This is a genomic window from Reichenbachiella sp. MALMAid0571 (assembly GCF_040151475.1).
Taxonomy (GTDB): domain Bacteria; phylum Bacteroidota; class Bacteroidia; order Cytophagales; family Cyclobacteriaceae; genus CAXBNB01.
Window position 1 is genome coordinate 219,114 of sequence record NZ_JBDKWG010000139.1, and the last position, 26,454, is coordinate 245,567.

Annotated in this window: 24 protein-coding genes and 1 pseudogene; 16 read left to right on the top strand and 9 right to left on the bottom strand. The window is 38.5% G+C overall.

The features are described 5' to 3' along the window. The first annotated feature begins 88 nt into the window (after nucleotides 1–88). The 3 genes from AAOP42_RS16015 to AAOP42_RS16025 all read left to right on the top strand — a co-directional run bounded on the left by AAOP42_RS16015 (nucleotide 89) and on the right by AAOP42_RS16025 (nucleotide 4,031). Nucleotides 89–1,081, top strand: a complete 993-nt coding sequence (locus tag AAOP42_RS16015; protein ID WP_349529550.1) for a glycosylasparaginase — start codon at nucleotides 89–91, stop codon at nucleotides 1,079–1,081. A 287-nt stretch (nucleotides 1,082–1,368) separates the two neighbouring features. Beyond that, complete coding sequence (locus tag AAOP42_RS16020; protein WP_349529551.1) at nucleotides 1,369–2,007, top strand: alpha/beta hydrolase; 639 nt, start codon at nucleotides 1,369–1,371, stop codon at nucleotides 2,005–2,007. A 158-nt stretch (nucleotides 2,008–2,165) separates the two neighbouring features. Next, on the top strand, nucleotides 2,166–4,031 hold the full coding sequence (locus AAOP42_RS16025) for a M1 family metallopeptidase (protein ID WP_349529552.1): 1,866 nt from the start codon (nucleotides 2,166–2,168) through the stop codon (nucleotides 4,029–4,031). Nucleotides 4,032–4,087: 56 nt separating this feature from the next. Here the strand turns inward: AAOP42_RS16025 and AAOP42_RS16030 are convergent, their stop codons facing one another. Next, nucleotides 4,088–4,438, bottom strand: coding sequence for a hypothetical protein (locus tag AAOP42_RS16030; RefSeq protein WP_349529553.1), 351 nt, complete (start codon nucleotides 4,436–4,438; stop codon nucleotides 4,088–4,090). Between the two features lie 547 nt (nucleotides 4,439–4,985). Here AAOP42_RS16030 and AAOP42_RS16035 point away from each other — a divergent pair. From AAOP42_RS16035 to pgi, 7 genes are all read left to right on the top strand, one after another. Further along, nucleotides 4,986–5,537 (top strand): RNA polymerase sigma factor, encoded by a 552-nt coding sequence (locus AAOP42_RS16035; RefSeq protein WP_349529554.1) that lies wholly within the window; start codon nucleotides 4,986–4,988, stop codon nucleotides 5,535–5,537. Beyond that, nucleotides 5,534–5,965: a hypothetical protein gene (locus AAOP42_RS16040; RefSeq protein ID WP_349529555.1), complete on the top strand. Its 432-nt coding sequence runs from the start codon at nucleotides 5,534–5,536 to the stop codon at nucleotides 5,963–5,965. Before AAOP42_RS16035 ends, AAOP42_RS16040 begins: the two co-directional genes overlap by 4 nt. Nucleotides 5,966–6,099: 134 nt before the next feature. After that, entirely contained in the window at nucleotides 6,100–7,299 is a 1,200-nt protein-coding gene (locus tag AAOP42_RS16045; RefSeq protein ID WP_349529556.1) for a DEAD/DEAH box helicase, read from the top strand. A 134-nt stretch (nucleotides 7,300–7,433) separates the two neighbouring features. Further along, the gene (gene guaA, locus AAOP42_RS16050) at nucleotides 7,434–8,963 is read left to right on the top strand and encodes a glutamine-hydrolyzing GMP synthase (RefSeq protein ID WP_349529558.1); all 1,530 of its coding nucleotides are present in this window, start codon (nucleotides 7,434–7,436) and stop codon (nucleotides 8,961–8,963) included. Nucleotides 8,964–9,068: 105 nt separating this feature from the next. Beyond that, entirely contained in the window at nucleotides 9,069–9,545 is a 477-nt protein-coding gene (locus AAOP42_RS16055) for a nuclear transport factor 2 family protein (protein WP_349529559.1), read from the top strand. Nucleotides 9,546–9,860: 315 nt separating this feature from the next. Then, a complete protein-coding gene (locus tag AAOP42_RS16060) occupies nucleotides 9,861–10,526 on the top strand; it encodes an HAD family hydrolase (RefSeq protein WP_349529560.1) in 666 nt (221 codons plus the stop codon). Between the two features lies 1 nt (nucleotide 10,527). After that, the gene (gene pgi, locus AAOP42_RS16065) at nucleotides 10,528–12,177 is read left to right on the top strand and encodes a glucose-6-phosphate isomerase (RefSeq protein ID WP_349529561.1); all 1,650 of its coding nucleotides are present in this window, start codon (nucleotides 10,528–10,530) and stop codon (nucleotides 12,175–12,177) included. Nucleotides 12,178–12,513: 336 nt separating this feature from the next. Here the strand turns inward: pgi and AAOP42_RS16070 are convergent, their stop codons facing one another. Together AAOP42_RS16070 and AAOP42_RS16075 are read right to left on the bottom strand one after the other, a co-directional pair. After that, nucleotides 12,514–13,440, bottom strand: a complete 927-nt coding sequence (locus AAOP42_RS16070) for a tetratricopeptide repeat protein (protein ID WP_349529562.1) — start codon at nucleotides 13,438–13,440, stop codon at nucleotides 12,514–12,516. After that, entirely contained in the window at nucleotides 13,437–14,339 is a 903-nt protein-coding gene (locus tag AAOP42_RS16075; protein WP_349529563.1) for a vWA domain-containing protein, read from the bottom strand. The genes AAOP42_RS16070 and AAOP42_RS16075 overlap by 4 nt, the downstream gene beginning before the upstream one ends. A 452-nt stretch (nucleotides 14,340–14,791) precedes the next feature. Here AAOP42_RS16075 and AAOP42_RS16080 point away from each other — a divergent pair, with 452 nt between their 5' ends. Next, nucleotides 14,792–15,358, top strand: a complete 567-nt coding sequence (locus AAOP42_RS16080) for an Lcl domain-containing protein (protein ID WP_349529564.1) — start codon at nucleotides 14,792–14,794, stop codon at nucleotides 15,356–15,358. A 108-nt stretch (nucleotides 15,359–15,466) separates the two neighbouring features. Here the strand turns inward: AAOP42_RS16080 and AAOP42_RS16085 are convergent, their stop codons facing one another. Continuing rightward, nucleotides 15,467–17,152, bottom strand: a complete 1,686-nt coding sequence (locus tag AAOP42_RS16085) for an L-lactate permease (RefSeq protein WP_349529565.1) — start codon at nucleotides 17,150–17,152, stop codon at nucleotides 15,467–15,469. 55 nt (nucleotides 17,153–17,207) lie between these two features. After that, nucleotides 17,208–18,182, bottom strand: a complete 975-nt coding sequence (locus tag AAOP42_RS16090; RefSeq protein WP_349529566.1) for a 2-hydroxyacid dehydrogenase — start codon at nucleotides 18,180–18,182, stop codon at nucleotides 17,208–17,210. Between the two features lie 344 nt (nucleotides 18,183–18,526). Between AAOP42_RS16090 and AAOP42_RS16095 the strand changes: the two genes are divergently transcribed. The 5 genes from AAOP42_RS16095 to AAOP42_RS16115 are packed head-to-tail and all read left to right on the top strand — an operon-like array spanning nucleotide 18,527 to nucleotide 23,983. Beyond that, the gene (locus AAOP42_RS16095) at nucleotides 18,527–19,258 is read left to right on the top strand and encodes a FadR/GntR family transcriptional regulator (RefSeq protein WP_349529567.1); all 732 of its coding nucleotides are present in this window, start codon (nucleotides 18,527–18,529) and stop codon (nucleotides 19,256–19,258) included. 13 nt (nucleotides 19,259–19,271) lie between these two features. Further along, entirely contained in the window at nucleotides 19,272–21,005 is a 1,734-nt protein-coding gene (locus AAOP42_RS16100) for an IlvD/Edd family dehydratase (RefSeq protein WP_349529568.1), read from the top strand. Between the two features lie 30 nt (nucleotides 21,006–21,035). Further along, nucleotides 21,036–22,370 (top strand): GntP family permease, encoded by a 1,335-nt coding sequence (locus tag AAOP42_RS16105; protein WP_349529569.1) that lies wholly within the window; start codon nucleotides 21,036–21,038, stop codon nucleotides 22,368–22,370. A 9-nt stretch (nucleotides 22,371–22,379) separates the two neighbouring features. Next, on the top strand, nucleotides 22,380–23,330 hold the full coding sequence (locus AAOP42_RS16110) for a 2-dehydro-3-deoxygalactonokinase (RefSeq protein WP_349529570.1): 951 nt from the start codon (nucleotides 22,380–22,382) through the stop codon (nucleotides 23,328–23,330). A gap of 11 nt (nucleotides 23,331–23,341) precedes the next feature. Continuing rightward, on the top strand, nucleotides 23,342–23,983 hold the full coding sequence (locus AAOP42_RS16115) for a bifunctional 4-hydroxy-2-oxoglutarate aldolase/2-dehydro-3-deoxy-phosphogluconate aldolase (protein WP_349529571.1): 642 nt from the start codon (nucleotides 23,342–23,344) through the stop codon (nucleotides 23,981–23,983). Between the two features lie 361 nt (nucleotides 23,984–24,344). Here the strand turns inward: AAOP42_RS16115 and AAOP42_RS23800 are convergent. The 4 genes and pseudogenes from AAOP42_RS23800 to AAOP42_RS16130 form a co-directional block, all read right to left on the bottom strand. Next, nucleotides 24,345–24,563 (bottom strand): annotated as a pseudogene (locus tag AAOP42_RS23800) (type II toxin-antitoxin system RelE/ParE family toxin); the annotation flags it as partial. Between the two features lie 217 nt (nucleotides 24,564–24,780). Next, entirely contained in the window at nucleotides 24,781–25,017 is a 237-nt protein-coding gene (locus AAOP42_RS16120; protein ID WP_349529572.1) for a hypothetical protein, read from the bottom strand. 282 nt (nucleotides 25,018–25,299) lie between these two features. Continuing rightward, on the bottom strand, nucleotides 25,300–25,647 hold the full coding sequence (locus AAOP42_RS16125; RefSeq protein ID WP_349529573.1) for a type II toxin-antitoxin system RelE/ParE family toxin: 348 nt from the start codon (nucleotides 25,645–25,647) through the stop codon (nucleotides 25,300–25,302). Further along, a complete protein-coding gene (locus AAOP42_RS16130; protein ID WP_349529574.1) occupies nucleotides 25,620–25,835 on the bottom strand; it encodes a hypothetical protein in 216 nt (71 codons plus the stop codon). Before AAOP42_RS16130 ends, AAOP42_RS16125 begins: the two co-directional genes overlap by 28 nt. Between the last annotated feature and the right edge of the window lie 619 nt (nucleotides 25,836–26,454).

Below are 26,454 nucleotides of genomic sequence, written 5' to 3' on the forward strand. Positions count from 1 at the left end.
GCCAGTTAAGTGACAGAAACCTGTCAGGTTTCAACCCTCGTACCCCAACTTGACAAAGTAGGGTTAAATAATTCATAAAAAAACTGGCATGAAAGAAAGAAGAGATTTTATAAAACTGTCAGCACTTGGACTGGTAGGCTTATCAGGAGCATCCATTGCGTCTTGTGACCAAAAAGAGGAGAGGAAGGAATATTCCTCAACAGTAAAGGTAAAAAACAAACCAATAGTACTATCTACATGGAATGCAGGGATAAAAGCTAATGAGGAAGCCTGGAAAATACTTTCTGCCAATGGCAGGTCGCTTGATGCGGTAGAAAACGGAGTGAGGATAGTGGAACTCGATCCTGACAATAGCACAGTAGGCTATGGTGGTACTCCGGATATGAATGGCAATGTTACTCTGGATGCATGTATCATGGACGAAAATGACCGATGTGGTTCTGTTGCCTGCCTTCAGCATATCAAAAATCCGATTTCAGTTGCCAGAAAAGTGATGGAAGAAACGTTGCATGTCATGCTCGTAGGAGAGGGAGCCTTTCAGTTTGCCTTATCACAAGGTTTTAAAAAAGAAAACCTGCTGACGGAAAAATCCGAAATGAGGTATAAAGAGTGGTTGAAGAAGTCGAATTATGCTCCGCCGGAAATCAATGTGGAAAATCATGATACCATTGGCATGTTGGCTATGGATGCAGCCGGCAATGTGTCGGGAGCATGTACCACCAGTGGATGGGGATATAAATTGCCGGGCAGGGTTGGTGATTCACCGATCATTGGCGCAGGATTATTTTTAGATAGTGAAGTAGGCGGTGCTTGCGCTACAGGGTTGGGGGAAGAAGTAATAAGAGTAGCCGGATGTGCGATGGTAGTAGAGATGATGCGACAAGGTTATGAACCGGATATGGCATGTAAAATAATAGCAGAAAGAACCAACAGAAAAGCCAAGTCAGGTAAACCTCAGGTGGGCTTTTTGGCATTACGCAACGACGGAACTTATGGGGGCTATAGCATCAGAAAAGGCTTCAACTTTGCTGTGAATGACGGCAAAGGCAATAGATTGGAAAATGCAAAGAATGTGATGTAAACTTTCGGAAAAACATGAAGCTAATTTGTAAAGGAGAAATTATGCTATTAAACAAACAGCTTTTGAATGTGATAATTTCAGATGCTTGCAGAATCGTATTCCCTTCCTTGGAGGGGGTAGGCCTGCCTGTCGGATCAGACAGAGGCGGTTTTTTGATGGAATTACAAGTTTTCAAAATCACAAACAACACCTATCGTGTTAATAGTTTATGAGTCAGTTGTAGAATCAATTTTGTCTGAATGGTAAAAAAGAATTAAACAGCCTCCCATTTTTTAGCACAACCATATATGAACCATCATTTAAATATTTCCTTTAAAGCTTCTTATGCTACACTCAACGAAATTACATCAAGTACAAAACACATTTGGATAGTTTGTCATGGTTATGGTCAGTTGGCATCTCATTTTATTAAAAGATTTGATGTATTCGATCAGCAAGAGCATTTTGTGTTAGCACCTCAGGGGTTGTCAAAATTCTATTTGAAGGATTATACTAAAGTTGGTGCAAGTTGGATGACCAAAGAAGACCGGGAAACTGATTTGGAAAATCAGAGGTCCTATTTTGATGTCTTATTGGACTATGTTTTCGCAAGTATTGATTTAAATGATTATGAAGTTCATCTTTTAGGTTTCTCTCAGGGAGTGTCAACGATCAGTCGGTTGGCTGCCTATAAAAAGATTCCATTTACGAATCTCATTCTTTGGGCTGGTGGTTTTCCTCCTGAGCTTACTCCAAAGGATTTTAGTTTTGCTAATCCTCAGGCAAAATTGAAAATTGTATTGGGTGATCAGGATGCCTTGTTTCGCATGCCAAAATTTCAAACTGAAATTGATAAGGCAGAGCTAGCCTTGAATCGATCTTCTGAATTTATTCGCTTTGATGGAAAACATGAAGTGAGTAGAGAGGTGTTGAAGGTTATTATATAATATGTACTTCCTAACCCTCCAAAAGTTTAAAACTTTTGAAGGGTTCTACTACAAGATGATAATTTTCCAATCAAACCATTATTATTCACTTTATCATAAATACATCCCTTCCAAAGCTATTTTTTATAAATTGCGGTTCGATTTTTAGTATAAAGAATATGAAGTATTTGGGAGTATTATTTGTAGTGATGGGTTTCATTTGGAATATAGCTTTGGCACAGCCTGGTAGGTGGCAGCAACGTGTTGAGTATGTTATGGACATAGATATGGATGTGGAAACCAACCGGTTTACCGGAAGTCAGCGTCTCAAATATTTCAACAATTCTCCCGATACACTGTTCAATGTGTATTACCATTTGTATTTTAATGCTTTTCAGCCGGGAAGTATGATGGATGTGCGGAGCAGGACAATTGAAGATCCTGATAAAAGGGTAGGAGACCGGATTTTTAACTTAAAAGAAAATGAGCAGGGGTGGCATAAAGTCATCTCCCTGAAACAAGAAGAAAAACCACTAAAATATGAAGTGTCAGGAACAGTACTGGAAGTGCAACTGGCGCATCCAATTCTGCCAAATCAAACTGCTTTTTTTGAGATGACTTTTGAAAGTCAGGTACCATTGCAAGTGAGACGGAGCGGCAGAGACAACAAGGAAGGCATACGATACTCTATGTCTCAGTGGTTCCCAAAAATGGCAGAATACGACAGAACAGGTTGGCATACCGATCCTTATGTTGCCAGGGAGTTTTATAGTCCCTGGGGAAAATACAATGTCAACATCAGCATAGATAAAAAATATGTGGTGGCTGCTACAGGGATTTTACAAAATCCTAAAGAAATCGGACATGGTTATGACAAGCCTAATTCTAAAGGAAAATCAGGGAAGAACGGAAAGTTAACGTGGCAATTTGAAGCCAATAATGTCCATGATTTCGTTTGGGCTGCTGATCCTGATTATGTTCATGATATTGTAAAGAGTAAAACAGGGTCGACAGTTCACTTTTTTTACCAAAAAGATACTTTAAAAGAAAATTGGAAAGACTTACCCAAATATGTGTCCAGGGCATTTACTTTCTTAAATGAGAAGTTTGGAGAATATCCTTATTCGGATTACTCAATCATACAGGGTGGTGATGGTGCAATGGAGTATCCAATGGCAACTTTGGTTACTGGTCATAGAAAACTTTCCAGCCTGACAGGGTCATCTGTACATGAAATATGTCATAACTGGTTTCCAATGATGCTGGCTACCAACGAGGGAGAATTGCCCTGGATCGATGAGGGATTTGCCAGTTTTGCTGCAAAGTTGACAATGAGTCATTTTCCCAAAAAAGAAGATGAAAAGGATGACTTTGTTTTTAAATCTTTGTACAAATCTTATTTTGATTTGATAAAGTCGGGCAAAGATGAACCATTGACTACTCATGCAGATCATTTTGCTACTAACAAGGGATATGTGTCTTCCTCTTATTCAAAAGGAGCGGTGACATTCAATCAATTAGGGTATGTGATTGGTGATGAAGTGTTGTTTCGTGCATTCAGGAGATTGTTCAAAGATTGGAAATTTCAACATCCGGATAAAGAGGATATTATCAGGGTATTTGAAAAAGAAAGTGGATTGACATTGGACTGGTATTTTGATGAATGGATCAATACCACCAACACCATTGATTACGGATTAAAGTCAATTGCAGGAGGAAAAGACAAGACTACTGTATTGTTGGAAAGAAAAGGAGAGATGGCAATGCCACTAGAGCTTACCATAACTCTAAAAGATGGAAGTGAAAAGTTGTATTATATCGCTTTGCAAACAATGCGTGGGGACAAATACTTTGATCAGGAAGTCACCAAACTTACTGATTGGGCATGGGTAAATCCTTTGTACGAATTTGACCTTCCTTTTTCACTTTCAGCTATTGATAGCATAGAGATAGATGCGTCTCAGGGTCTTGCAGATATTGACAGAACTAACAATGTGTATCCATTTACAAGTGACTTTACACTGAAAGGCGAAGTGAAAAAATAATATCAGATGAAGTTTGAAACTTTCACCTGATATTATGATTAAAACCAATTCTGAATTTACTTTTCTTTGTCTTTGAACATGGTTTGCATGATTCCGAAATAAGTCAGGAATCCGAGTGCGACAGAAACCAACACTATCCCAAATGGTAATGGGCCAGGGTTATAGTTTATATTATACCCCAAGACTTCTATGATGATCAGGCCAATGCCCGCAAAAAGAATGATCAATCCCCATTTCAAAAAAGGAATTTTATCATAGTTGGCTTCTTCTTGGGCAAATGAGGGAAAAGTTACCCCTTCTATATTGTCCTTGTCCAGGATTTTTCTTTTGAGCTTATAATCCAGTATTGATTTTACGAGAGAAAGTATGCCGTAAGTGATAGTAAAAATTACTGCTATAGGGGTCATGATTTTTTAGTTTTAACTGATAATTATTGATTTCGAACATAAGACACAGGGTAGGAATAAATGTTGCAAAAATATTTTCTTTCTATTATTTCTCTACGCTTTGAGCCTTCAAGTAGTGAAATGTGATTGTTGGGGTTTCTTGTTATCACCTCAATGAAGGAGAGACCTAGATATAGGGTTTTATTATAAGCAGATTTATTTAGGAGTCTCTAAAGTTTGACTGTGGCTAAAAAAAAAGTACTGTAATTGATGCCATAGCCGTCAGTTTAAGCTCTTTTGTCCTTTCGACGAAGGAGAAATCTTTCCTACTGACCCGAATAAGCAAAAAAGATCCCTCCAAAGTCGGGATGACAAGGTGACATCTTACATAGCCTGAAGGCAAAGGCAGCTATGCGGCAAAGAGGGTATGCTTTTATATGCGTTTGTCCTGATGATTCATCTCAGGTTTAAATACCAGAAAGTAACTTTACTATTTTCTTTAAGTATTGTAAAATAAATCAACCAGAAGCTGCAACAATTTTCGCTATCTTATGTCAGATGATACAAAATGGATGATCGGATATTGATAAATCAGATTTTGTCGGGAGATAAAGTAGCTTTTAAGAAATTGGTGCAAAACAATGAAAGGCTGGTTTTTCATATTGTGTCCAAGTTGGTTCAGAATAAAAGTGACGTAGAAGATTTATGTCAGGATACCTTTGTCAAAGTGTATCAAAAACTTTCTACGTTTGGTTACAAGAGTAAACTGTCAACATGGATAGCAACTATAGCCTATAATACTGGTATCAACTACCTTAGAAGCAAAAAGATCAATACCGAATGGGATGGTGCAGAAACCGGGGTGGTGATTGATGTGGAAACACCATCATCAATTATAGAAAATAAAGAAATAGATCAGATTGTGAGAAAATATGTCTCTCAATTACCAAAACAATACCAATTGATTATATCTTTATACCATCTTGATGAGTTTAGCTATTCAGAGATTACGGAAATCACTCAAATACCGGAAGGTACCGTGAAGAGTTATTTGTTTCGGGGTAGAAAAATATTGAAAGAAAAACTAAAAGTGTTTTATCAAAACGAAGTGATAAAATGAAAAAGAGCTTAGACGATAGCATTCAAAACAGAATTTTTGAAAAGCACGAATACACAGATACTGAAGATATAGATGTACGATTGTATCGTATCATTGATCAATCTTTAAAAGTAGATTCAGCATCAGGTTTAGATATTGGCTTTGCAGACAGGGTAGTGGCTCAGGCCATGTCAAAACCAGTGTGGGTTAGAACTCTAAATGCATTTCTTTGGGTCGCTGGGATCTTGATTCTTGTGAGTGGAGGTATTGGTAGTCTTTTATATTTAGTTGATTTTGCTATGCCAAAGGTCTCTTTCGATTTAGATTTGGTGTTTGCTCAAAAATGGTATTTTGTATTTACAGTAGCTGTTGTTTTTATAGTGGAAATAGCAGATATGCTGTTTGTGCGAAAAGGTGCAGCCAAAAATATATTGTCCCTCTTTGATTAATTTTAGTATAAAAAAACAGAGAATAAGTTTTTTGTCCAGACTCACCGAATACAAAAAAACATGCCCAATGTTAATTAAGCTGACCCAATTGCTGTAATTTTGACAGATACGTAGTTTTTAATCCAACAAGAATATTGAAATTTAAAGATTTAGGCATTCACAATCCTGTATTAGAAGGAGTTGAAGCCATGGGGTTTGAAGAAGCCACACCCATTCAGGAACAAGCTATTCCGGTAATATTATCCAACAAAGACTTACTGGCCTGTGCACAAACAGGGACAGGAAAGACCGCAGCATTTCTACTGCCGGTTTTGCAAAAAATCAGTGACAATCCAAATCATGGAGAGATCAATACACTGATCATTGTGCCTACCAGAGAACTTGCTGTCCAAATAGACAATCAGATTCAAGGGTTGGGATATTTTGTAGGTGTTAGCTCGATCGCCATTTATGGTGGGGGAGATGGTTCGTCGTGGGACAATCAAAAGAAGGCATTGGTACAGGGTGCTGACATCATAGTTGCAACTCCGGGAAGGTTTATTGCGCACATCAATCAGGAATATGTAAAGCTCAATACCGTTAAGCATTTCATTTTGGATGAAGCGGACAGAATGCTCGATATGGGTTTTTATGATGACATTAAATTGATAATGAAGCAACTTCCTGCCAATAGACAAAATTTGATGTTTTCGGCTACTATGCCGCCCAATATCAAGAAGCTTACCAATGAAGTATTGAAAGATCCGGCGCAAATCAGCCTAGCCCTATCAAAGCCAGCGGAAAACATAGTACAGGCTGCATTTTTGACTTATGAAGGGCAAAAAGCAGAATTGCTCAAGCACCTGCTCAAAGCTAAGAAAATGACCAGTGTGATTGTTTTTTCTTCTAAAAAAGCGTCTGTAGATCAGCTTACAAAGGAGTTTAAAAAAATGGGTATTCAGGCAGAAGCCATTCACTCTGGATTGGAGCAGCAGCATCGCGAAAAGGTGTTACAAGATTTTACCAACAGGCAGATACATGTATTGGTGGCTACAGATGTGGTAAGTCGGGGCATAGATATTACAGGTATAGAAATGGTGGTGAACTACAACGTACCACAAGACGCTGAAGACTATGTGCATCGTATCGGACGAACAGCCCGTGCTTCTTCTGACGGAGTGGCTTTTACCTTCATCAACGAAGAAGATATGGGGCGTTTTTCCAGAATCGAAAAACTGATAGAAAAGGAAGTAAGGAAAGTGAAATTGCCATCTCATATCGGAGAAGGGCCGGTTTACAATCCAAACTATAGAGAGAAGAAACCATTTAGAGGGAAGAAAAGAGAAAAAAGATAACTTGTTTTTTTACATCAATGGCTGCTTCAAAATCGAGTGACGCAAGCCATAGCTGACAGAGCTTCTTTCATCCTTTTTGTGAAATTATCCCCAAATTAATATTCATAAATCGAACCACAATAGTAGTTTTGCGGATGGCAGAAAAAATCATCATTCTTGACTTTGGCTCACAATATACACAACTGATAGCCAGGCGTGTAAGAGAGCTAAATGTATATTGTGAAATCCATCCTTTTAGCAAAATCCCTGAAATTGATGGTACTGTAAAAGGTATCATATTGTCCGGCAGCCCTTGTTCAGTGAGACAGGAAGATAATCCTGATATCAATTTGGGTGAAATAATAGGAAAAGCACCAATTTTGGGTATTTGTTATGGTGCTCAACTTCTGGCTCATAAATCGGGAGGTGAAATTTTACCTTCAGAAATAAGAGAATATGGCCGGGCCAAGCTCGCAAGGGTTGATTCAAAAAATGAATTGCTTAAGGAAATTAATATAGGATCCCAGGTATGGATGTCTCATGGGGATACAATTTTGGATATTCCTGAAGACTATGAAATCATAGCCAGTACGGATTCTGTAAATGTAGCAGCTTTTCATAGCCAGTCGCATCCTGTCTGGGGCATTCAGTTTCACCCTGAAGTTACACATACAGAACAAGGGAAAATTCTTCTTAGAAATTTTGTTGTGCACATTTGTCACTGCTTGCAAGACTGGACACCGGATATTTTTATAGAGTCCACTGTTGAGGCATTAAAAGAACTAATAGGCAGAGACAAGGTAGTGCTCGGATTGTCAGGTGGGGTGGATTCATCCGTAGCAGCTTTTTTGATACACAAAGCCATAGGAGAGAGATTGCATTGCATTTTTGTAGATAATGGTTTGTTGAGAAAGAATGAATTCAATGATGTGTTGGAGTCATACAAAGGGATGGGACTAAATGTAAAAGGAGTGGAAGCTTCCGCTGAATTTTACAAAGCACTTGAAGGATTGAGTGACCCTGAGGAAAAAAGAAAAGCAATCGGCAAAACATTTATAGAGATATTTGATCAAGAGGCACATAGAATAGAAAATGTAAAGTGGTTGGGGCAGGGCACCATTTATCCTGATGTGATCGAATCTGTATCTGTCAATGGTCCATCTGTTACTATAAAGTCACACCACAACGTGGGTGGTTTGCCAGAGAAAATGAAATTGAAGGTGGTAGAACCTTTGAACACTCTTTTTAAAGATGAGGTAAGGAGAGTAGGTAAAGCTTTGGGGATTGATGATAAAATTCTTGGGAGACATCCATTTCCTGGTCCTGGTTTAGGAATTAGAATTTTGGGAGATATTACGGCTGAAAAAGTACGGGTACTTCAGGAAGTAGATCATCTTTTTATCAATGGACTGAAAGAAGCCGGATTGTACGATGAGGTGTGGCAGGCAGGTGCTATGTTGTTGCCAGTGCAGTCAGTCGGAGTAATGGGAGATGAACGTACTTATGAAAGTGTTGTAGCCCTTCGTGCGGTTTCCAGTTTGGATGGAATGACGGCCGATTGGTGTCACCTGCCTTATGATTTTTTGAGCGATGTGTCTTCCAATATTATCAACAGGGTAAAAGGAGTAAACAGGGTGGTTTATGACATTAGCTCCAAGCCTCCCGCTACTATTGAGTGGGAGTAATCGTCTTTGATATAAAACAGGGGTGTTAACAGGACTCAACACAGAGTGCAGTATTGTAACTTGATTCATTTTCGTTATTTTTGATAACTACCAATTCCTAGTGTTATGAAAATCCTAACCGTTGTTTTTTTACTTTTTTTCCCTTTATTGTCTGAAGCGCAAATACCAATATTGGATGCCAGAAAGGAGATAGTAAAACTTCTTGACGAATGGCATCAGGCAGCAACGGATGCAGATGCGGAAAAGTACTTTGGAAGCATGACGGAGACTAGCCGGTTTTTGGGAACCGATGCAAGTGAAAGATGGACGAAAGCGGAGTTTATGGCATTTGCTAAAGACGCTTTTGAACACAAACGTACCTGGAAGTTTATACCTTCTGAAAGAAAGCTGACTGTTGATAAAGGGCTGAAATGTGCCTGGTTTGATGAACAGTTGGATACCTGGATGGGACCTTGCAGGGGTTCTGGTGTATTGGTGAATGATGGTAAAGGATGGAAGATTGAGCAATACAATTTGGCGGTGTTGGTGCCCAATGACAAAATGAATGACTATCTGAATTTGATAGGGAAAGCAAAAGAATAATAAGTTGGAAAGAGAAAAAATAGTTAAGATAATATATTGGGTTTTGTTTGCCTGCGCCCTTGGATCGCTTTGGATTAGCCTCAGATCACAGTTGTACGCTATGGAGTATTCATTGATAGCAGTGGCTTTTTGGGTTGCAGCTTACTTTTTTAATAAGAAGTTTATGACAAAAGAAGAATAAATGTCTTGTTGAGTATTCCTAAAATTGCTGCTAATTAACTTCTAAAAGATTAGTCCGCTTCACAGTTTATTAACCCACATAACCTTTAAATTTCTGAATATCTTCCATAAATTGCGCTCTTAATCTAAGTGGCTATGATAGAAGGTGTGATTTTTGATATGGACGGTGTGATCATGGATAGTGAGCCCATTCACTACAAAGTGGAAAAAGCGATTCTTGCCAATTTCAACCAGCCATTTGAGTTTGAAGATCATGCCCGGTTTGTAGGTCAGACTACCAGAGATTTATGGAAAACACTGTGCGAAGAGAGAAATTTGCCTCAGGGCTTTGAAGTGCTTGCTCTGCTCGACAATGCAGATTACATGCAAGAGTTGGAAAAGGGTGATATCGAACCCATAGATGGGCTGATAGGTCTTTTGGAGAATATTCAGAATCAACAAATCCCTATGGTAGTGGCTTCTTCCGCCATTCGTAAAAATATCGAAACCGTAATCAGCAGATTTGAAATTGGATCTTTTTTCAAAGGTTCAGTGAGTGGGCAGGATGTTGAGAATACCAAGCCCAATCCGGAAATCTTCTTTAAGGCGGCTAAAGTGATTGACATCAAACCTGAAAATTGTTTGGTGATAGAAGATGCAAAACATGGAGTGGAGGCTGCAAAAGCCGCAGGAATGTTTTGCATAGCACTAAGAAATTTGAACTCAGGAAATCAAGACCTTTCCCAGGCAGATTTAATTGTAAATAGTTTGAGCGAAATAGACCTGAACTTTGTGAACCAATTGATAAATAAAGAAAAGTAATATGTTACCTAAAATAAACCCGGCAGAAACCAAGGCATGGAGTGCTCTTGAAAAGCATCAGGATAAAATTTCACAAGAGGCCATGGCTGATATGTTTGAATCTAGCCCTGATAGATTCAATGATTTTTCTATTCAATGGAAAGATTTTCTTTTTGATTACTCAAAAAACATTATAAATGATGAAACAGTCAAGTTATTGGTGAACTTGGCGCAGGAGTGTAAACTAAAAAGTGCCATTGAAGCCATGTTTGCTGGAGAAAAGATCAATGAAACAGAAGGAAGGGCTGTGCTGCATACAGCCCTTAGGAGTAGCAGCAAAGAACCTTTAATGGTAGATGGCGAGAACATAAGACCATTAATTCAAAAGGAATTGAGTAAAATGAAAACCTTCACTGACAAGCTTCATGCTGGTGAGCTGAAAGGGTTTACAGGAAAGCCAATCAGAAATATTATAAACATTGGTATTGGTGGTTCCGATTTGGGCCCATACATGGTTACCGAGGCTTTAAAACCTTATCAGAAGGAAGGGATCAATTCTTATTTCGTTTCCAATGTAGATGGTTCACACCTTTTTCAGGTGTTGAAGAAAATAAATGCAGAGGAGTCTTTGTTTATCATCGCATCCAAAACTTTCACCACGCAGGAAACCATGACCAATGCTGAGTCAGCCAAGTCCTGGTTTTTGGAGAAAGCCAAAGATGAAGCTGCAGTTAGTAAGCATTTCATTGCGCTTTCTACCAACAAAAAATCAGTTGAAGCTTTCGGAATAGATGCAGGCAATATGTTCGAATTTTGGGATTGGGTTGGTGGAAGGTATTCCTTATGGTCATCAATAGGAATGTCTATTGCATGTGCTATTGGGTTTGACAATTTCCGAAGCTTGCTCGATGGAGCAGAAGCTATGGACAAGCATTTCAGAGAAACTGATTTTGATAAAAACCTTCCGGTTTTGGCAGCATTACTTGGCATCTGGTACAATAATTTCTTTGGAGCAGAATCTCATGCCATTCTACCTTACGATCAGTATTTACACCGTTTTGCCAGTTATTTACAGCAGGGAGATATGGAAAGCAATGGAAAATTTGTTGATCGAAATGGTGAACCAATTGCCATTCAAACCGGGCCGGTGATTTGGGGAGAGCCCGGTACTAATGGGCAGCATGCATTTTACCAGTTGATACACCAGGGAACGAAGCTGATTCCGTCGGATTTTATTGCCTGTGCACAAAGCCAAAACCCTATGGGCGATCATCATGAGAAATTGTTGGCCAATTTTTTTGCTCAGACGGAAGCTTTGATGAAAGGCAAAATGGAAGACGAAGTGCTTAATGAATTATTGAAGTCAGGAATGTCAGAAGAAGATATTGATGACCTGCTTCCATTCAAAGTGTTTGAAGGAAATCAACCTACCAATTCTATTTTAATCAAAAAGCTTACTCCATACAATTTGGGTTCTTTGATTGCAATGTATGAGCACAAGATATTTGTGCAGGGCATTATCTGGAATGTATTCAGTTTTGATCAATGGGGAGTAGAATTGGGCAAGCAACTGGCGGGTAAAATTCTTCCTGAATTGAAATCTGACAATACAATTGAAAGCCATGACAGTTCCACCAATGGTCTGATCAATTTGTACAAAGACTGGAAATAAACTACGACAATGAAGTGTGCAGGAAATAGCGGAATATTATTTCGCTTATATTTCGTGTACGCTTTTGGGTGAAAAGTAAGACTATTAACCCGACGGATTTTTAAATATGATAAATTCAGATGTTTGCAGGATCAAATTCCCCTCCTTGGAGGGGATAGGGGTGGGTTTTATAAGAAACACAAAAAACAATATCCGTAGAGTTAATAATAATCGGTGCTGACTTTGATCATTTCCAATATTTCACTTTTGATCAATATCTCAGGTGATTTTTTGTTAGTAAGAATAATGGGATTCTTAATTTAGGTTTTAGAGTTGATGATCCTCTGTTTACACTATCTACCAATCAGGTTTGTTGGAATCTTTTCTTTTTGTAGGCTTTCGTCTGTTTTGTTGAATGTATTGAATTTCGCTGTTTTTTAGGGCTTCCAATATCATCTTTGCTTTTTCTTCCGAAATATTCATTTCTTCGAGCTTGTCTGCTGTGCTTTGTTGAGGGCTTTTTTGCTCCTGATCTTCATTATTTTCTTGTTCTTCGCCTTCCTGCTGTTGTTTCTTTTGATCTTCGTTTTCTTTCCCTTCTTCACCTTCTTTTTGTTGCTGCTTTTGCTCTTCCTTACTTTTTTGCTCTTCTTTCGACTCTTGGTCTTGTTGGTCTTGTTCTTTATTCTCTTCGTTTTGTTGTTCCTTATTTTGATCTTGTTGCTCTTGGTTTTTGTCCTGATTTTCTGACTTTTCCTGATTTTGACTGTCTTTATTCTCCTGCTTTTCCTGATCTTCGTTTTGATCTTTGTCTTGCTTGTCCTGATCTTGCTGGTTTTCGTCTTGTTTCTCCTGTTCTTGTAGTTTTTTCTTTACCAGTTCATAATTATACCTTGCGTCATTATTACTAGGGTCAGATTTTATAGATTCTTTAAAAAAGGCAAGTGCTTTTTCTAATGTTTTGGGATCTTTAGACAAAACGCCCATTTGCTGATACGCCTGAGATTTCAGTTCATTGTTTTTTGAATCTCCCAGTCTTTGATAAGTTGACAGAGCATTTTCGGTATCCTCCAATTTATAATAGGAATTGGCCAGATTCATGATAGCATTTTCATCTGCTATATTCAATGAATCAACCAGATAGGAATATGTTTCGGCAGATTTTTGATAACTACCAGCCTGATATGCCTCCTGAGCCTGTTTTTTCAGACCATTGATTTCTGATATTCCTTTGGAATCCACGTCTCCAAATACCAGAAGTAATATGTTAAGTAGAAGCATCATATAGCCATTGTTTTTACTCTGATAAGTAAGTCCATCATCATAAGAAGCAGGGCAAGAGCAAGAAAATAGTAGTATTTATTGGCTGATACATCCACTTTTTGACTGTCTCTTAATTCTCCTTCTATATCGTCAATAGTATTGATTAAACGAGCTACATCATTTTGCGAGGCATTAATTTCAAAATATTTCCCCCCACTTGTATTGGCTAGGTTTTTTAATGATGCAGGATTCAATTTTGTAACGACATCTTTTTGGGTATTGTCTTTTTTAAACCCTCGTTGTGTCATGATCTTACTGCCCTTGTCTGTACCAATTCCTAAGGTGAAAAGCTTTATTCCTGAGCTTTCAATTTCTTTGGCTACTTCTTCTGTTTGTTCTCCAAAATCTTCCCCATCACTGATCAATATGATGATTTTAGATTTTTGTCTGGTGACAGAATTTTCTTCATCAGAAAGTTTCTCCAGAGCCATTTTGAGTGGAGGGCCAAAGTCAGTACCTGTATTAGGAACCAATCCTGTATTTAATGTTTCGATAAAAATATTAAGGGCACTTTTGTCATAAGTAAGCGGACATTGCATGTAAGCCTCATTAGAAAACATAATCAAACCAATGCGATCCGATGAGAAGGCATCACATATATTTTTGAGTTCAAATTTTAATTTTTCTAGCCGGGTGGGTTGAATGTCAAAAGCATTCATAGACTCTGACAGGTCAACTGCAATAAAGATATCTTTACCAATAGATTGAATTTCTTTCGTAGTATCTCCGAAAGACGGGCCAAGTAATGCTACAAGAAACAGAATGAAATAGGCAGACCGGAGAAATATTTTGTAAAAAACTTTTCCGTATTTAGAGCCTAAAGCTTTAGCTGCTTTGACAGACTTTATAATGTAAGCCATGTAAAAAAGCCCAAATAATAAAATAAAAATGAATTCCAGAGTTCCTAACGACCCACTCCAAACCATGTCAGGTATATTTTTTTATGAATGGAAACAAATATATATAAGCCCTTTATAAGGGCAAAGGTTGTGACTTGTTTTAACATTTTTTCACAGATGGATTATTTTGGTGAAAAGTTGTTTTAGAGCTTGGTTTGAAATTTGCTGAAGTATATATCAATCCTGTTCAGATGGTCAATAAAGAGTGACAGTAAAAATAAAGAGTTTGTTCATTAGGTGAATATTGCTGTGTATTAATTCTGATTATTCAACAAGTACTTTATGAATAATTATTAAATTCGCCGTTAATAACGTTTTGATAAATAGTTTTAAAGAAAAAGGTTTTAGAATTTATTGATCAGGATTAACAGCTATGTAGAATTCGTATTCACAAAATCTAAATCAATACATAATTGGCACATTTAATCTTATCCATTTTTTTTGTTTTCAATGGAAGTATTTACTCAGCGTCAAACGGGTCGCAAGATGCAAAACTGAATCAAGGAAGAAAGTATGCCATAGGCGATGAGGCTCATGGTGGTATAATTATTTATTTGGATCCAACTGGAGAGCACGGGATTATATGTGCCCCCAGAGATGAAAAACTTAAAGATAAGGCTCGTATGGTTTGGGGATGTCTGGAAACATACATCAGTGGGTCAAGAGGAACGGCCATTGGTTCTGGCGAACAAAACACAAAAGATATAATAGCAACATGTACAAAAGGAGTGACAGCTGCTGATGTTTGCTATAAATCCAGACAGAGTGGATACACGGATTGGTACTTACCTTCCAAAGGAGAACTTAATGCTATATATAAGCTTAAAAAGAAAGGAAAACTTAAGCTGAAAAGAACAGGATATTGGAGTTCCACCGGTACGGGAGATGGTAACGCCTGGGTTCAGACTTTTGGGATGGGCTTTCAGTTTGTAAGTTCAAAATATGGTAGCCATAGGGTAAGGCCAGTCAGGAAATTCTAATTAGAGTCTGTCTATAATGTGCTTTGAGAAGCCTTTCAGGATTCTTAAAGCTACACTGTTTTAACAGCTTTAGTAAAGCGTGGATCGTACTTTATAGACAGACTCTAATTATATCCCGGTAAAGTGCAGCAGGTTTATGGCTGCAAGTCCCAATAAACCAACAACTACCAGATAATAAATAGTTGGTAGAATGGTTTTTTTCAAGACCAAACCTTCATTTCCCAGAAAACCAACTGTGGCTGATGCTGCCACAATGTTGTGTATAGCTATCATGTTTCCTGCAGCAGCACCTACAGCCTGAAGAGCTACTATCATAGAGGTGGGCATGATTAGTTTTTCCGCCACACCAAATTGAAAAAGAGAAAACATTAAGTTACTTACAGTATTGCTGCCGGCTATAAAGGCACCAAGTGCACCAATGGCAGGAGCAAATAAAGGGTAGATGCTTCCGACAGTTCCCGCAACCCATTCAGCCATAGCAATTGGCATACCTGGTAAGTCACCGGAGTTTGTTCCGGAATTGATATATATCCTTACCATTGGCACAGTAAATATCAATACAAAGCCAGCACCAATGATCATGTTTGAGCTTTCGGAAAGGGCATTTTTAATGTCTTCCATTTTCATTTTGTGTAGAAATATGGTAATGGCCGCCACTACTAATAAAATTGAGCCAGGTAAGTAGAGTGGTACACTGGAAGCTGATATAGTGGTGCCAAATATTTCTGTCCAATTGATTTTTACGCTGGTCAACCAGCCTTTAAATGGAAGTTGGGTAAGGCGACTCAATACCAGAAGCCCGGCGAGAAACAGATAGGGAGAGCAGGCTTTTATTAATGATATTTTAGGAAGATCATCGTTGTTGGTTGTCTGTATTTCCAATTTGCCTATCCATTCTTTCGCCCATGATTTTCTATCGGGAAAGTCCCAGGTCTCTTTTGGGATAAGAAATCCTTTTTTAGCAGCAACGATTACGATAGTGATACCGATTAAAGAGCCCAGTAAAGTAGGAAACTCAGGCCCTAAGGTAATTCCGGTCAGAGTATATGGGATGGTGAATGCCAATCCACCAAAAAGGGTAAAGGGAAACACGGCCAATCCTTCTTTCCAGGATTTATTTTTTCCAAAGAATCGCGTCATCATGCAAACCATAAGTGTTGGCATTAGTGTGCCGGTAATACCATGAAGCACTGCTGCATTTGTAGTAACCAACTGTATATAATCCGTAAAACTTACGCCAGCTTCAGCCAGACTAGCATTTAATTCAGGGCTTTGCAAACCACCTCTTACTCCAACAAGGATAGGAGTGCCCACTGCACCAAATGTTACCGCTGTACTTTGAACCATCATACCAAGCATTACTGCACAGAATGTAGGAAATCCCAAGCCAATTAGGAGGGGAGCAACTACAGCTGCAGGCGTACCAAACCCGGCGGCACCTTCTATAAAAGACCCAAAAAGCCAGGTAATAATTACCACTTGTATCCGTCGGTCTGAACTGATATCAGTAAACCCTTTTCTGATTACACCTATAGCTTTAGAATGCTTGAGCAAATTGAGTAAAAGGATAGCTCCAAAAATGATATATAGAATGTCAAAAGTGATGAACATACCCTGGATTGATGAAGCCAAAATATGAATAAAGGGCAATCGCCAGCCAAAGTAGGCTATGACAATAGTGAGGATTAATGAAATCGGCATAGCGGTTTTAGCTGGCATTCTAAAGCCTACTAACATAATTGCTGCTGCTAAGATGGGTACTATAGCCAACAAGGCCAAAACAGAAATTGACATTGGATTTGCGATTTAGTGAATAGAGTTGATAGTATTTGAATTTTGAATGTCTGGGTTAATTCATTGTTTCTATATTTATAAGGTTTGGGATTTTTTTTCCATTGCAAGCGGCAAGTAAATTGTCAACAGCTATCATGCCCATTTTAGTGCGTGTGGCTATGGTTGCACTGGCAATATGTGGAAGTAATACCGTATTTTCCATTCTTAATAATTCCGGATGAATTTCCGGTTCTTCTTCAAATACATCTAAACCAGCTCCCATAATTCGCTTTTCTTTCAAAGCATTTACAAGTGCATTTTCGTCTACTACTGGTCCTCTGGCTGTATTTATGAGGTAGGCACTTTCCTTCATGAGTTCAAATTCTCTTTTACTTATAAGGTGAAAGGTGTCTTGATTGTAAGCCACATTGAGGGAGACAAAGTCCGCTTTTGACAGGAGTCCATCAAAGGACAGATAGGTCAGTCCCAATTCTTTTTCCTCGCTTTCAGAGAGCTTTGTTCTGTTCCAATAGACAATATTCATGTCAAATCCTTGTGCCCTTTTGGCGATTGCCCTGCCTATTCGTCCAAGGCCTACGATTCCTAGAGTAGCACCATAAATATCTGTTCCAAGGTATTGCAGTGGTCCCCAACCTTTCCACTTTCCTGTACGCACAAATTTATCGGCTTCCACTATCCTCCTCGTTAGGGTGGTCATTAAAGTAAATGCCAGGTCAGCCGAAGTTTCAGTGAGCACACCAGGAGTATTAGAAACTGGAATTCGTCTTTGAGTTGCTGCATCTACATCTATATTGTTGAATCCTACAGCATAATTCGCAATTATCCTAAGGTAGGGGTTGGCATCCATTACATCAGTATCAATAGTATCAGTAAGTAAGCACAGTAACGCATCTTTTCCTTTCACTGCTTTGATAATTTCTTCCTTGGAAAGAACTCTGTCTTCAGTGTTCATTTCCAATTCTGTTTCCTGTCGCAATCGTTCCATAACCTTTGGGGGGAGCTCCCGGGTGAGAAATACTTTTGGTCTCATTCTTAAATTCAATTTTTATAGTTTATTGGAAAATGTATTTGTACAAACAATTAATCCATTGGGTTTGAAAGATAACAGCAATGTATGAGAATGTGAGTATTGAAAGTTAACTTTTTGAAATAGGATTAAAATAATTGCATTCTGGAAAATGGTAATGGGGATAATAAATTGCACATATTTAAATTCTATATTTGTCATACACAATTACTATTTGTAGAGTTTATCATGAGTGTATTTTCTTTTAATGTAAATATATTATGGTATTTGTCATACAAATATTTATTTCCTATACTTGTATGATAACTGCCAAATGACATTATCAATTGTCCGAAAATCAAGTCAACATGCGACCTCTTAATCTACGAATAGAACAGGAAATAGAGCGTTCTATAAGGAGTAGAGAATATTCAGCAGGACAGAAATTGCCCACTGAAAATGAATATTGCGCAAAGTTCTCTGCAAGTCGCACGGTGGTTCGTGAAGCTCTGAAAAGCCTTAACTCAAAAGGGCTTGTTGATATAAAAAAAGGCAGTGGTATTTATGTAACCCAATTGAGTACAAAAGGTGCCATAGATATGCTCAATTTTTATTTTGAAATGTCTCAGGATAAAGATTTGGTGTATAATACTATTAAAGCCCGACAGTATTTCGAGCCTGAAATTGCAGCTCAGGCTGCCATGCGACGTACGGATTCCAATCTTCATGATTTAAAAATCAGTCTGGATAAACTGATAGCATGTCCTTTGGAAAACGTGGAATTGGAAACTGAATTGGACAGGGAATTTCATTCTTTGGTAACAGATTCGGCAGCTAATCCGGTTGTTAAGATAATTATGGAACCTATTTTTAATTTGATTCCAAAACACAATAAAACAGTATATGGCAAAGATGGCCCCATATCTGATTCAGACAGGAGAGATGCTACCGTTAAATTTCACAAGGGTATTTATGAAGCTATTGAGCAGAAGGACAGCAGAGAGGCTTACTACCAGATGAAACAGAGCTTGCTGAAAACAGAAAAAAATCATTTGGCACTAATGGATTTTTTAAAGAAAAACAATACAAATTTACAATAGCCTACTATAGAGCATGGATAAAGAGAATTCGAATAAGGAATTGAGAAGTCACAGTTGGTTCGCCCCGGCTGACGAAAAATTGGGTTTTATCAATAGGTCGTGGTTGAGAAATCAGGGTTGTCCCGACGATTATTTCACAGGAAGACCTGTGATTGGGATATGCAACACATGGTCGGAGTTGACCCCTTGCAATGCCCACCTCAGAGATTTTGCCGACATGGTAAAGCGTGGAGTATTGGAAGCAGGGGGAGTTCCTTTTGAATTCCCTGTTACTTCTATGGGAGAAACGCTCATGCGACCTACGGCCATGCTCTTTAGAAACCTTGCCAGCATGGATACTGAAGAAAGTATTCGTGCCAATCCCCTAGATGGCGTGGTGTTACTTACAGGTTGTGACAAAACCACACCCTCCACAATAATGGGAGCATGTAGTGTCGATTTGCCTACTATCGTAGTACCTGGAGGCCCTATGCTGAATGGTCGTTACAAAGGTGAATTGATTGGTTCGGGTACTTTTGCCTGGAAGATAAAGGAGAAAATGAGCAATGAGAATTTCACTAAAAAGGATCTTTCTGAGGCTGAAGTATGTAATTCCAGAAGTGCAGGGCACTGTATGACTATGGGTACAGCTTCTACTATGGCTTGTATGGCAGAGGCTTTGGGGCTCACCCTTCCGGGTGCTGCGGCCATTCCTGCAGTAGATTCCAGGAAAAAGTTATTGGCACAACTCTCAGGTAGGAGAATTGTGCAGATGGTAAAAGAAGATTTGACTCTTTCCAAGATACTTACACGCAAAGCGTTTGAAAATGCCATAGTAGTGAATGCGGCAGTTGGTGGGTCAACTAATTTTATCATACATCTTCAGGCGATAGCCGGTAGGATAGGAGTTGATTTGGAATTGCAAGACTTTGATAAATTGGGGAGTCATATTCCATTATTGGTCAATCTGATGCCATCTGGTAAGTTTTTGATGGAGGATTTCTTTTATGCTGGTGGATTGCCTGCTGTCATAAGAGAATTGAAAGATAAAATTCATAACGAAGCAATCACCGTAAATGGAAATGCAATAGGTGAAAACAACCTTGATGCAGAGTGCTATAACAGGGAAGTGATTTCTACTGTGGTAGATCCTTTTCAGGAAGAGGCGGGCATTGCTGTATTGTATGGAAATCTCTGCGAAAATGGTGCTGTGATCAAGCCGTCAGCGGCTTCTCCGGATTTGATGGTGCATAGCGGAAAGGCCGTTGTGTTTGAATCGATCGAAGATTGCCATGCTCGGATTGACGATCCTGAACTTGATATTGATGAAAATAGTGTCATCGTTTTGCAGGGTGTTGGCCCTGTGGGGTATCCTGGTATGGCTGAAGTAGGCAATGTAAGTTTACCTGTAAAACTCATCAAAAAAGGAGTGAAAGATATGGTAAGGATTTCGGATGGCAGAATGAGTGGAACTGCTTTTGGTACAGTGGTGTTGCATGTTTCTCCTGAGTCTGCAATAGGTGGTACGTTGGCTTTGGTGAAGACAGGAGATATCATCGAATTGGATGTACCAAATCGCAGAATGGAGCTGAAGGTATCCGATGAGGAACTAAAGAAAAGAAGAGACAACTGGAAAGCACCTGAATCTAAATATGATCGTGGGTATGTCAACTTATATATCAAAACTGTAGAACAGTCTCATCTGGGAGCAGATTTAGATTTCTTGGTTGGTAAATCCGGATCAGAAGTTTTAAGGCATTCTCACTGATATAAATGATTTTCAAACAACCATAATACGATGAATATACTATTACTACTGCTCAGCGTGGTACTCATTATTTTAATGACAGCAAAATTCAGTGTGCATCCATTTTTAGCCCTACTTTTTTCTGCTTTGTTTTTTGCTCTTTTATCCGGTATGCCATTTGCCCTGATTCTTACATCAATCAATAATGGTTTTGGAAATACACTGGCTGAGATAGGAATTGTAATAGTACTTGGTGTCATCATTGGAGCTTTTTTGGAGCATTCCGGAGGAGCATTTAAGTTAGCTGAGGTGGTTTTGAAAATAATAGGACGCAGGCGGGTACATGCAGCTATGGCCATAATCGGTTACATTGTGTCCGTACCTGTTTTTGCGGATAGTGGATTTATAATTTTAAGTCCTTTGAATAAAAGCTTATCAAAAAAAGCAGGGCTTTCCATAGCAGGAACTGGTGTTGCTTTGATTTTGGGATTGACATTGACACATGTAATGGTTCCTCCTACTCCCGGTCCCATAGCAGCAGCAGGAATATTAGGTGCTGATGTAGGTTTGGTTATGTTATTAGGCCTTGGAGTAAGTGCTGTTACTTTGGTGGTGGCTATTATATATTCAAAGACTGTTGCGGCTAAAACTTACATCGATCCCAATCCGGAATATTCTGAAGAGGAAATAGAAGAAAAAATCAAAAGTGCCCCAAGTGCGGTGAAGTCTTTTCTACCCATTTTGATTCCAATTATTTTGATAGTTGGCAAGTCTTTAGTAGAGTTTAATATTACTCCTTCAGAGCAGAATGCTGGTTGGATAGAAGGGGTTAAATTTCTAGGTTCTCCTATCATTGCACTGATCATCGGCATGCTCTTGGCATTTTTGCTGCCTAAAAAATTTGATATGGAGATCCTGTCTGCTACAGGCTGGGTTGGTAAGGCAATGGGTAGTGCTTCTACTATATTGTTGATCACAGGAGCTGGTGGAATTTTTGGCGAAATCCTTCAAAATTCAGGAATTGGTGATAGTATGACCGAACTGCTTTCGGGTGCCAGTTTGGGTATTTGGTTGCCGTTTCTTCTCTGTGCTGCCATCAAAACTGCTCAAGGGTCATCTACAGTTGCTTTGATTACCACAGCTTCTATCATGGCTCCATTGCTGGCAACTTTAGGTTTTGAAAGTGAAATGCAAAAAGCATTAATTGTAGTTGCTATTGGAGCGGGAGCTGCCGTGGTGACCCATGCTAATGACAGTGGCTTTTGGGTGGTGACCCAGCTCACAGGAATGGACATCAAAACGGGCTACAAACTTTTTACGCTTGGTACTTTTGTGATCGGCGTTTTTGCGGCATTTCTTGTATTCCTTTTGTCGCTGTTTTTATAAGGAACAAAAATGGGTGGTGGCTTTTTCATAAGTGTGGACTGGGGAACATCAAACGTCCGTGTTCGATTGGTGAGGTTTCCTTCTCTTCAAATTATAGAAGAAATTGTATTACCGCAGGGAATAAAAAGTACATATAATCTTTGGAAGGAACAGGGTGGTGACCGAGAAGATTATTTCCTTGACTTTTTAAAATCTCAAATTGATCAATTCAAAGTTGAGTTAGACAAGAGCACAACAGTTGTTGTATCGGGAATGGCATCATCCAGTATAGGAATGAGGGAGTTGCCTTATGCTGGTTTGCCATTCAATACAGATGGAAGTACTTTGTATATTGAAGAAATCACGAACCCAAATTTCCCATTTCAGGTAAAATTAATCTCGGGAGTAAGGTCAGACTCTGATGTTGTCAGAGGGGAAGAGGTGCAAATTGTTGGTCTTACAAATGAGACAGATTTAGAGTTCAATACCGTGTTTGTTATGCCGGGAACACACAGTAAACATGTGATATGTGACAAAGGAGTGGTCACGGATTTTCATACATTTATGACCGGAGAAATGTTCCAGGTGATATCGGAATATACCATTTTGAAAAATTCTTTGAATCATGGAGAGTTCGGAGAAAAGGAAGGACTGGCATTTGATGAAGGTGTTTCGTCTTCCACTGAAGGACATTCATTGCTCAATGAATTGTTTAAAATCAGAGCTTATAATTTATTTGGGAGTAGGTCAGAAACAGAAAACTATTATTTCTTAAGTGGTTTGCTGATTGGTAATGAATTGATTACGTTGAAAAACACCAATCATGACACCATCAAATTGTGCGCTGGGGGTAATTTGTTTGAATTGTACCACAGGGCAATGGGGAAGTTAGTATTGCACAAAACTCAGATAGTATCGAAAGATAAAGTAGATGCTTCTGTGGTTAAAGGTCAATGGAAAATAATTAAGGATTTACTTTAAAAGAAATTGATATGGGTGTGAATTACAAGGAGGATTTGTTTAGCAAAATGCCTGTAGTAGGTATTATGAGAAATTTCTCTAATGAAAACATAGAAGCCATCGTTCCTTTGTATAAAAAGGCTGGTTTTACCACTTTGGAGATTACCATGAATTCAAGTAATGCTGAAGAGGTTATAACTCACTTGTCTAAAAACCATCCGGATTTAAATATTGGTGCCGGTACAGTTTGCAACATCGATGATTTAGAAAAGGCACTTGGTGCAGGTGCGTCTTTTATCGTTACGCCAATTATGGACAATGAGGTGATGCAGGTTTGTCGTGAAAGCAATGTGCCGATATTTCCCGGTGCATTTACACCACTGGAAATTTACAATGCCTGGAAATCAGGTGCTTCAGCTGTAAAAGTATTCCCAGCTACACAACTGGGACCGGGTTATGTCAAGGATGTATTAGGGCCTCTAAACCAAATAAAACTCCTGCCAACCGGTGGTGTTTCCATCGACAATATTGAGGCATTTTTCAAAGCAGGTGCTGTTGGTGTAGGTATGGGAAGTACTCTGTTTGATAATAAATTTATTGAAAGTAAAGATTATGATAGTCTTTTTATCCATTTTCAAAATATCTATACGAAAGTGGGAGGATGTTTGAATTAACTTATGACAGGGTTTCTATTAAATGAAGGTGGGTTTAAATACGTTTCTTTTGACTCCCGGTTTGGAAGTGTCAAGGATATCCTTTCTTCCTGTATTTATTCTCAGTTAACCACCGTCAAAGACGGTGGTTGTTTACTCAGTTTGTAAGATGATACTTATTTGGGGAATACGGGGCAATACGCTCTATCCATCGTATTGGATGCATAACTCAAATTCGCTGTTTAAGGAATAAGGAAATCATATTCCTTATCTATGGGATACTTCCTCCGCAGGTATGACGCACTCACAAGCGGCCTTCGTCATTTCTGCGGAGGCAGAAACCTCAATAAAAAAAATGCCAAGGACAGTGGTTTCATCCTTTTTAGAAACTAATATTTCCCGGATCTCTGCTGGTATGAAAAACATCCAGTATCATCACAGCTTCCGGGGTAACTTCATAAATGATTTTATAACTCCAGATTACCTTGAACCGATAATTCCCGGGTTCATTTTTTAGATAAGGGTCTTCAGCAAACTTTTCAGGAAAAATATTCAGGTTCTTGGCTGATTTAGTTATTTCATTCCGGACTTTTCTTGCCCCGCCAAGAGATTCTCTTTTTTTTTGATATAATAGACATTATCACGGTTGATTGTGCATAGAGAGATTACAAGATTTTTTTCTCCAAAATTAGCAATGAATTGGCGGTTTTTTTAAGAGCAAAATTCTCCATAATAAATCAACCGTGATAATGTCTAATTGTAGATACTTTTTAAGGCATATTTAGCATCATCATCCCAGATGATCTTGAGTTTCTTTTTTACCATTGTTCCATTTCCTTCTCAAGGTCTTCCTGAGTAGTGAAATTTCCGGCTTTTATATTAGATTTGGCCTCCTTAACTCTATCTTTAAAAGTTTGCACACTCATAGGTTTTCCCGGCAAAGTATAGTCTTCTTCAAAATATGCTTTGGCCATAGCTTGCATCATGTGCAGAAGCTTTTTATCCCCCTGTTTTACATATTCGTGTAGTTCTTCTCTTAATTGTGCTGTGCCCATAATTCTTAAAGTCTTTTCCCAAAGTTAACGATTTCAATATTTATTCAGTTTACTGTATGATACTTATTTTGGGGAATACGGGGCAATACGCTCTTTCCATCATATTGGATGTAAAACTCAAATTCGCTGTTAAGGAATAAGGAAATCATATTCTTTCTCTATGGGGATACTGCCTACGCAGGTATGACGGTATTCACAAGCGGCCTTCGTAGGCAGGCGAGACGCATTGAACCAGTTTTTCTTTTTTGTGCAATTTGGGACTAGAGTGGCGAAGTATTGTATCTAGTTGTTTTCGGTTATTCTTTGAGAATTCATCTTTGTGGGAAAAAAATCTGTCACATATACAATGGATTTGTCTTCATTAATATGGTAGATGATTTTGAGTTCAAAGTGCTTGGTTTCTCGGTGAAGTATAAATCTGAAAGTCTCTTTTAATTCTTCCAGGTATTTCTCTTTTCTTCCTCTACTTGGTTTTTTATCTAATGTTCCCACTGTTGTGAAAATATTTTCATCAACTTCAATTGCCCGTTTAAAGCTAAAGTTATCGTAAATGTAAGGCAAGACGATTTCATGATAACGGTTCTTTGCTGGTCGAGTAATTTCTATTTTGAATACTTTTTCTTGATCCATTGCTTGTTCTCTTTTCTAAATTCATCCATTGACAAAACATCCCCCTCCTCTATCGCTTTAAGCGATTCTTCTGCTCGTGACTCCACCTCTGCCTGGATAATTAGTTGCTCCATTCTTTGCAATGTTGATACTTCCTGAATTTTCATTAAACGATCAATTAGACCTAATTTTATTGTTTCCGTTTTCATACTATTCTAATTTAGAAAGACCTTCTGTAAAACTAATGATTTCAATATTTATTCAGTTTGTAAGATGATACTTATTTTTGGGGAATACGGGGCAATATGCTCTTTCCATCATATTGGATGTAAAACTCAAATTCGCTGTTAAGGAATAAGGAAATCATATTCCTTCTCTATGGGATACCTGCCTACGCAGGTATGACGGTATTCACAAGCGGCTTTCGTAATTTCTCAGGAGAAAGGAAAGCTTAGCAAAAAATGAGATCTTTCCTGTCTGCCATGGACAGGCAGGCGCTACACTCAAGATGACAAAGGTTACAACCTGCTCTTCCTTGTCATTCTGATCGCAGTGAAGAATCTAAACAGTTACGCAATATAATCGTGCGCCATTGATATTATTTTAACGATCTCTTTTTTCTACTGGATACGGTTGGGTGATATAAACCTATAAGGTTTTAAAAACCTTATAGGTTTGATGAAAAGGGATGGACTTACAACAAAAAACCGGACAAAAAGTTAAGCGCATATTGAACAATTAATTTTCCCATATTGTTCGGGGGTTTTATACCCTAGATATGAGTGTTTTCTTTTACGGTTGTACCAGATTTCTATAAACTCAAACACA

Bases quoted from the DNA above. Each gene is read 5' to 3' on its own strand.
- AAOP42_RS16015 (WP_349529550.1), top strand. From the start codon at position 89: ATGAAAGAAAGAAGAGATTTTATAAAACTGTCAGCACTTGGACTGGTA.
- AAOP42_RS16020 (WP_349529551.1), top strand. From the start codon at position 1,369: ATGAACCATCATTTAAATATTTCCTTTAAAGCTTCTTATGCTACACTC.
- AAOP42_RS16025 (WP_349529552.1), top strand. From the start codon at position 2,166: ATGAAGTATTTGGGAGTATTATTTGTAGTGATGGGTTTCATTTGGAAT.
- AAOP42_RS16030 (WP_349529553.1), bottom strand. From the start codon at position 4,438: ATGACCCCTATAGCAGTAATTTTTACTATCACTTACGGCATACTTTCT.
- AAOP42_RS16035 (WP_349529554.1), top strand. From the start codon at position 4,986: ATGGATGATCGGATATTGATAAATCAGATTTTGTCGGGAGATAAAGTA.
- AAOP42_RS16040 (WP_349529555.1), top strand. From the start codon at position 5,534: ATGAAAAAGAGCTTAGACGATAGCATTCAAAACAGAATTTTTGAAAAG.
- guaA (WP_349529558.1), top strand. From the start codon at position 7,434: ATGGCAGAAAAAATCATCATTCTTGACTTTGGCTCACAATATACACAA.
- AAOP42_RS16055 (WP_349529559.1), top strand. From the start codon at position 9,069: ATGAAAATCCTAACCGTTGTTTTTTTACTTTTTTTCCCTTTATTGTCT.
- AAOP42_RS16060 (WP_349529560.1), top strand. From the start codon at position 9,861: ATGATAGAAGGTGTGATTTTTGATATGGACGGTGTGATCATGGATAGT.
- pgi (WP_349529561.1), top strand. From the start codon at position 10,528: ATGTTACCTAAAATAAACCCGGCAGAAACCAAGGCATGGAGTGCTCTT.
- AAOP42_RS16070 (WP_349529562.1), bottom strand. From the start codon at position 13,440: ATGATGCTTCTACTTAACATATTACTTCTGGTATTTGGAGACGTGGAT.
- AAOP42_RS16075 (WP_349529563.1), bottom strand. From the start codon at position 14,339: ATGGCTTACATTATAAAGTCTGTCAAAGCAGCTAAAGCTTTAGGCTCT.
- AAOP42_RS16085 (WP_349529565.1), bottom strand. From the start codon at position 17,152: ATGTCAATTTCTGTTTTGGCCTTGTTGGCTATAGTACCCATCTTAGCA.
- AAOP42_RS16090 (WP_349529566.1), bottom strand. From the start codon at position 18,182: ATGAGACCAAAAGTATTTCTCACCCGGGAGCTCCCCCCAAAGGTTATG.
- AAOP42_RS16095 (WP_349529567.1), top strand. From the start codon at position 18,527: ATGCGACCTCTTAATCTACGAATAGAACAGGAAATAGAGCGTTCTATA.
- AAOP42_RS16100 (WP_349529568.1), top strand. From the start codon at position 19,272: ATGGATAAAGAGAATTCGAATAAGGAATTGAGAAGTCACAGTTGGTTC.
- AAOP42_RS16105 (WP_349529569.1), top strand. From the start codon at position 21,036: ATGAATATACTATTACTACTGCTCAGCGTGGTACTCATTATTTTAATG.
- AAOP42_RS16110 (WP_349529570.1), top strand. From the start codon at position 22,380: ATGGGTGGTGGCTTTTTCATAAGTGTGGACTGGGGAACATCAAACGTC.
- AAOP42_RS16115 (WP_349529571.1), top strand. From the start codon at position 23,342: ATGGGTGTGAATTACAAGGAGGATTTGTTTAGCAAAATGCCTGTAGTA.
- AAOP42_RS16120 (WP_349529572.1), bottom strand. From the start codon at position 25,017: ATGGGCACAGCACAATTAAGAGAAGAACTACACGAATATGTAAAACAG.
- AAOP42_RS16125 (WP_349529573.1), bottom strand. From the start codon at position 25,647: ATGGATCAAGAAAAAGTATTCAAAATAGAAATTACTCGACCAGCAAAG.
- AAOP42_RS16130 (WP_349529574.1), bottom strand. From the start codon at position 25,835: ATGAAAACGGAAACAATAAAATTAGGTCTAATTGATCGTTTAATGAAA.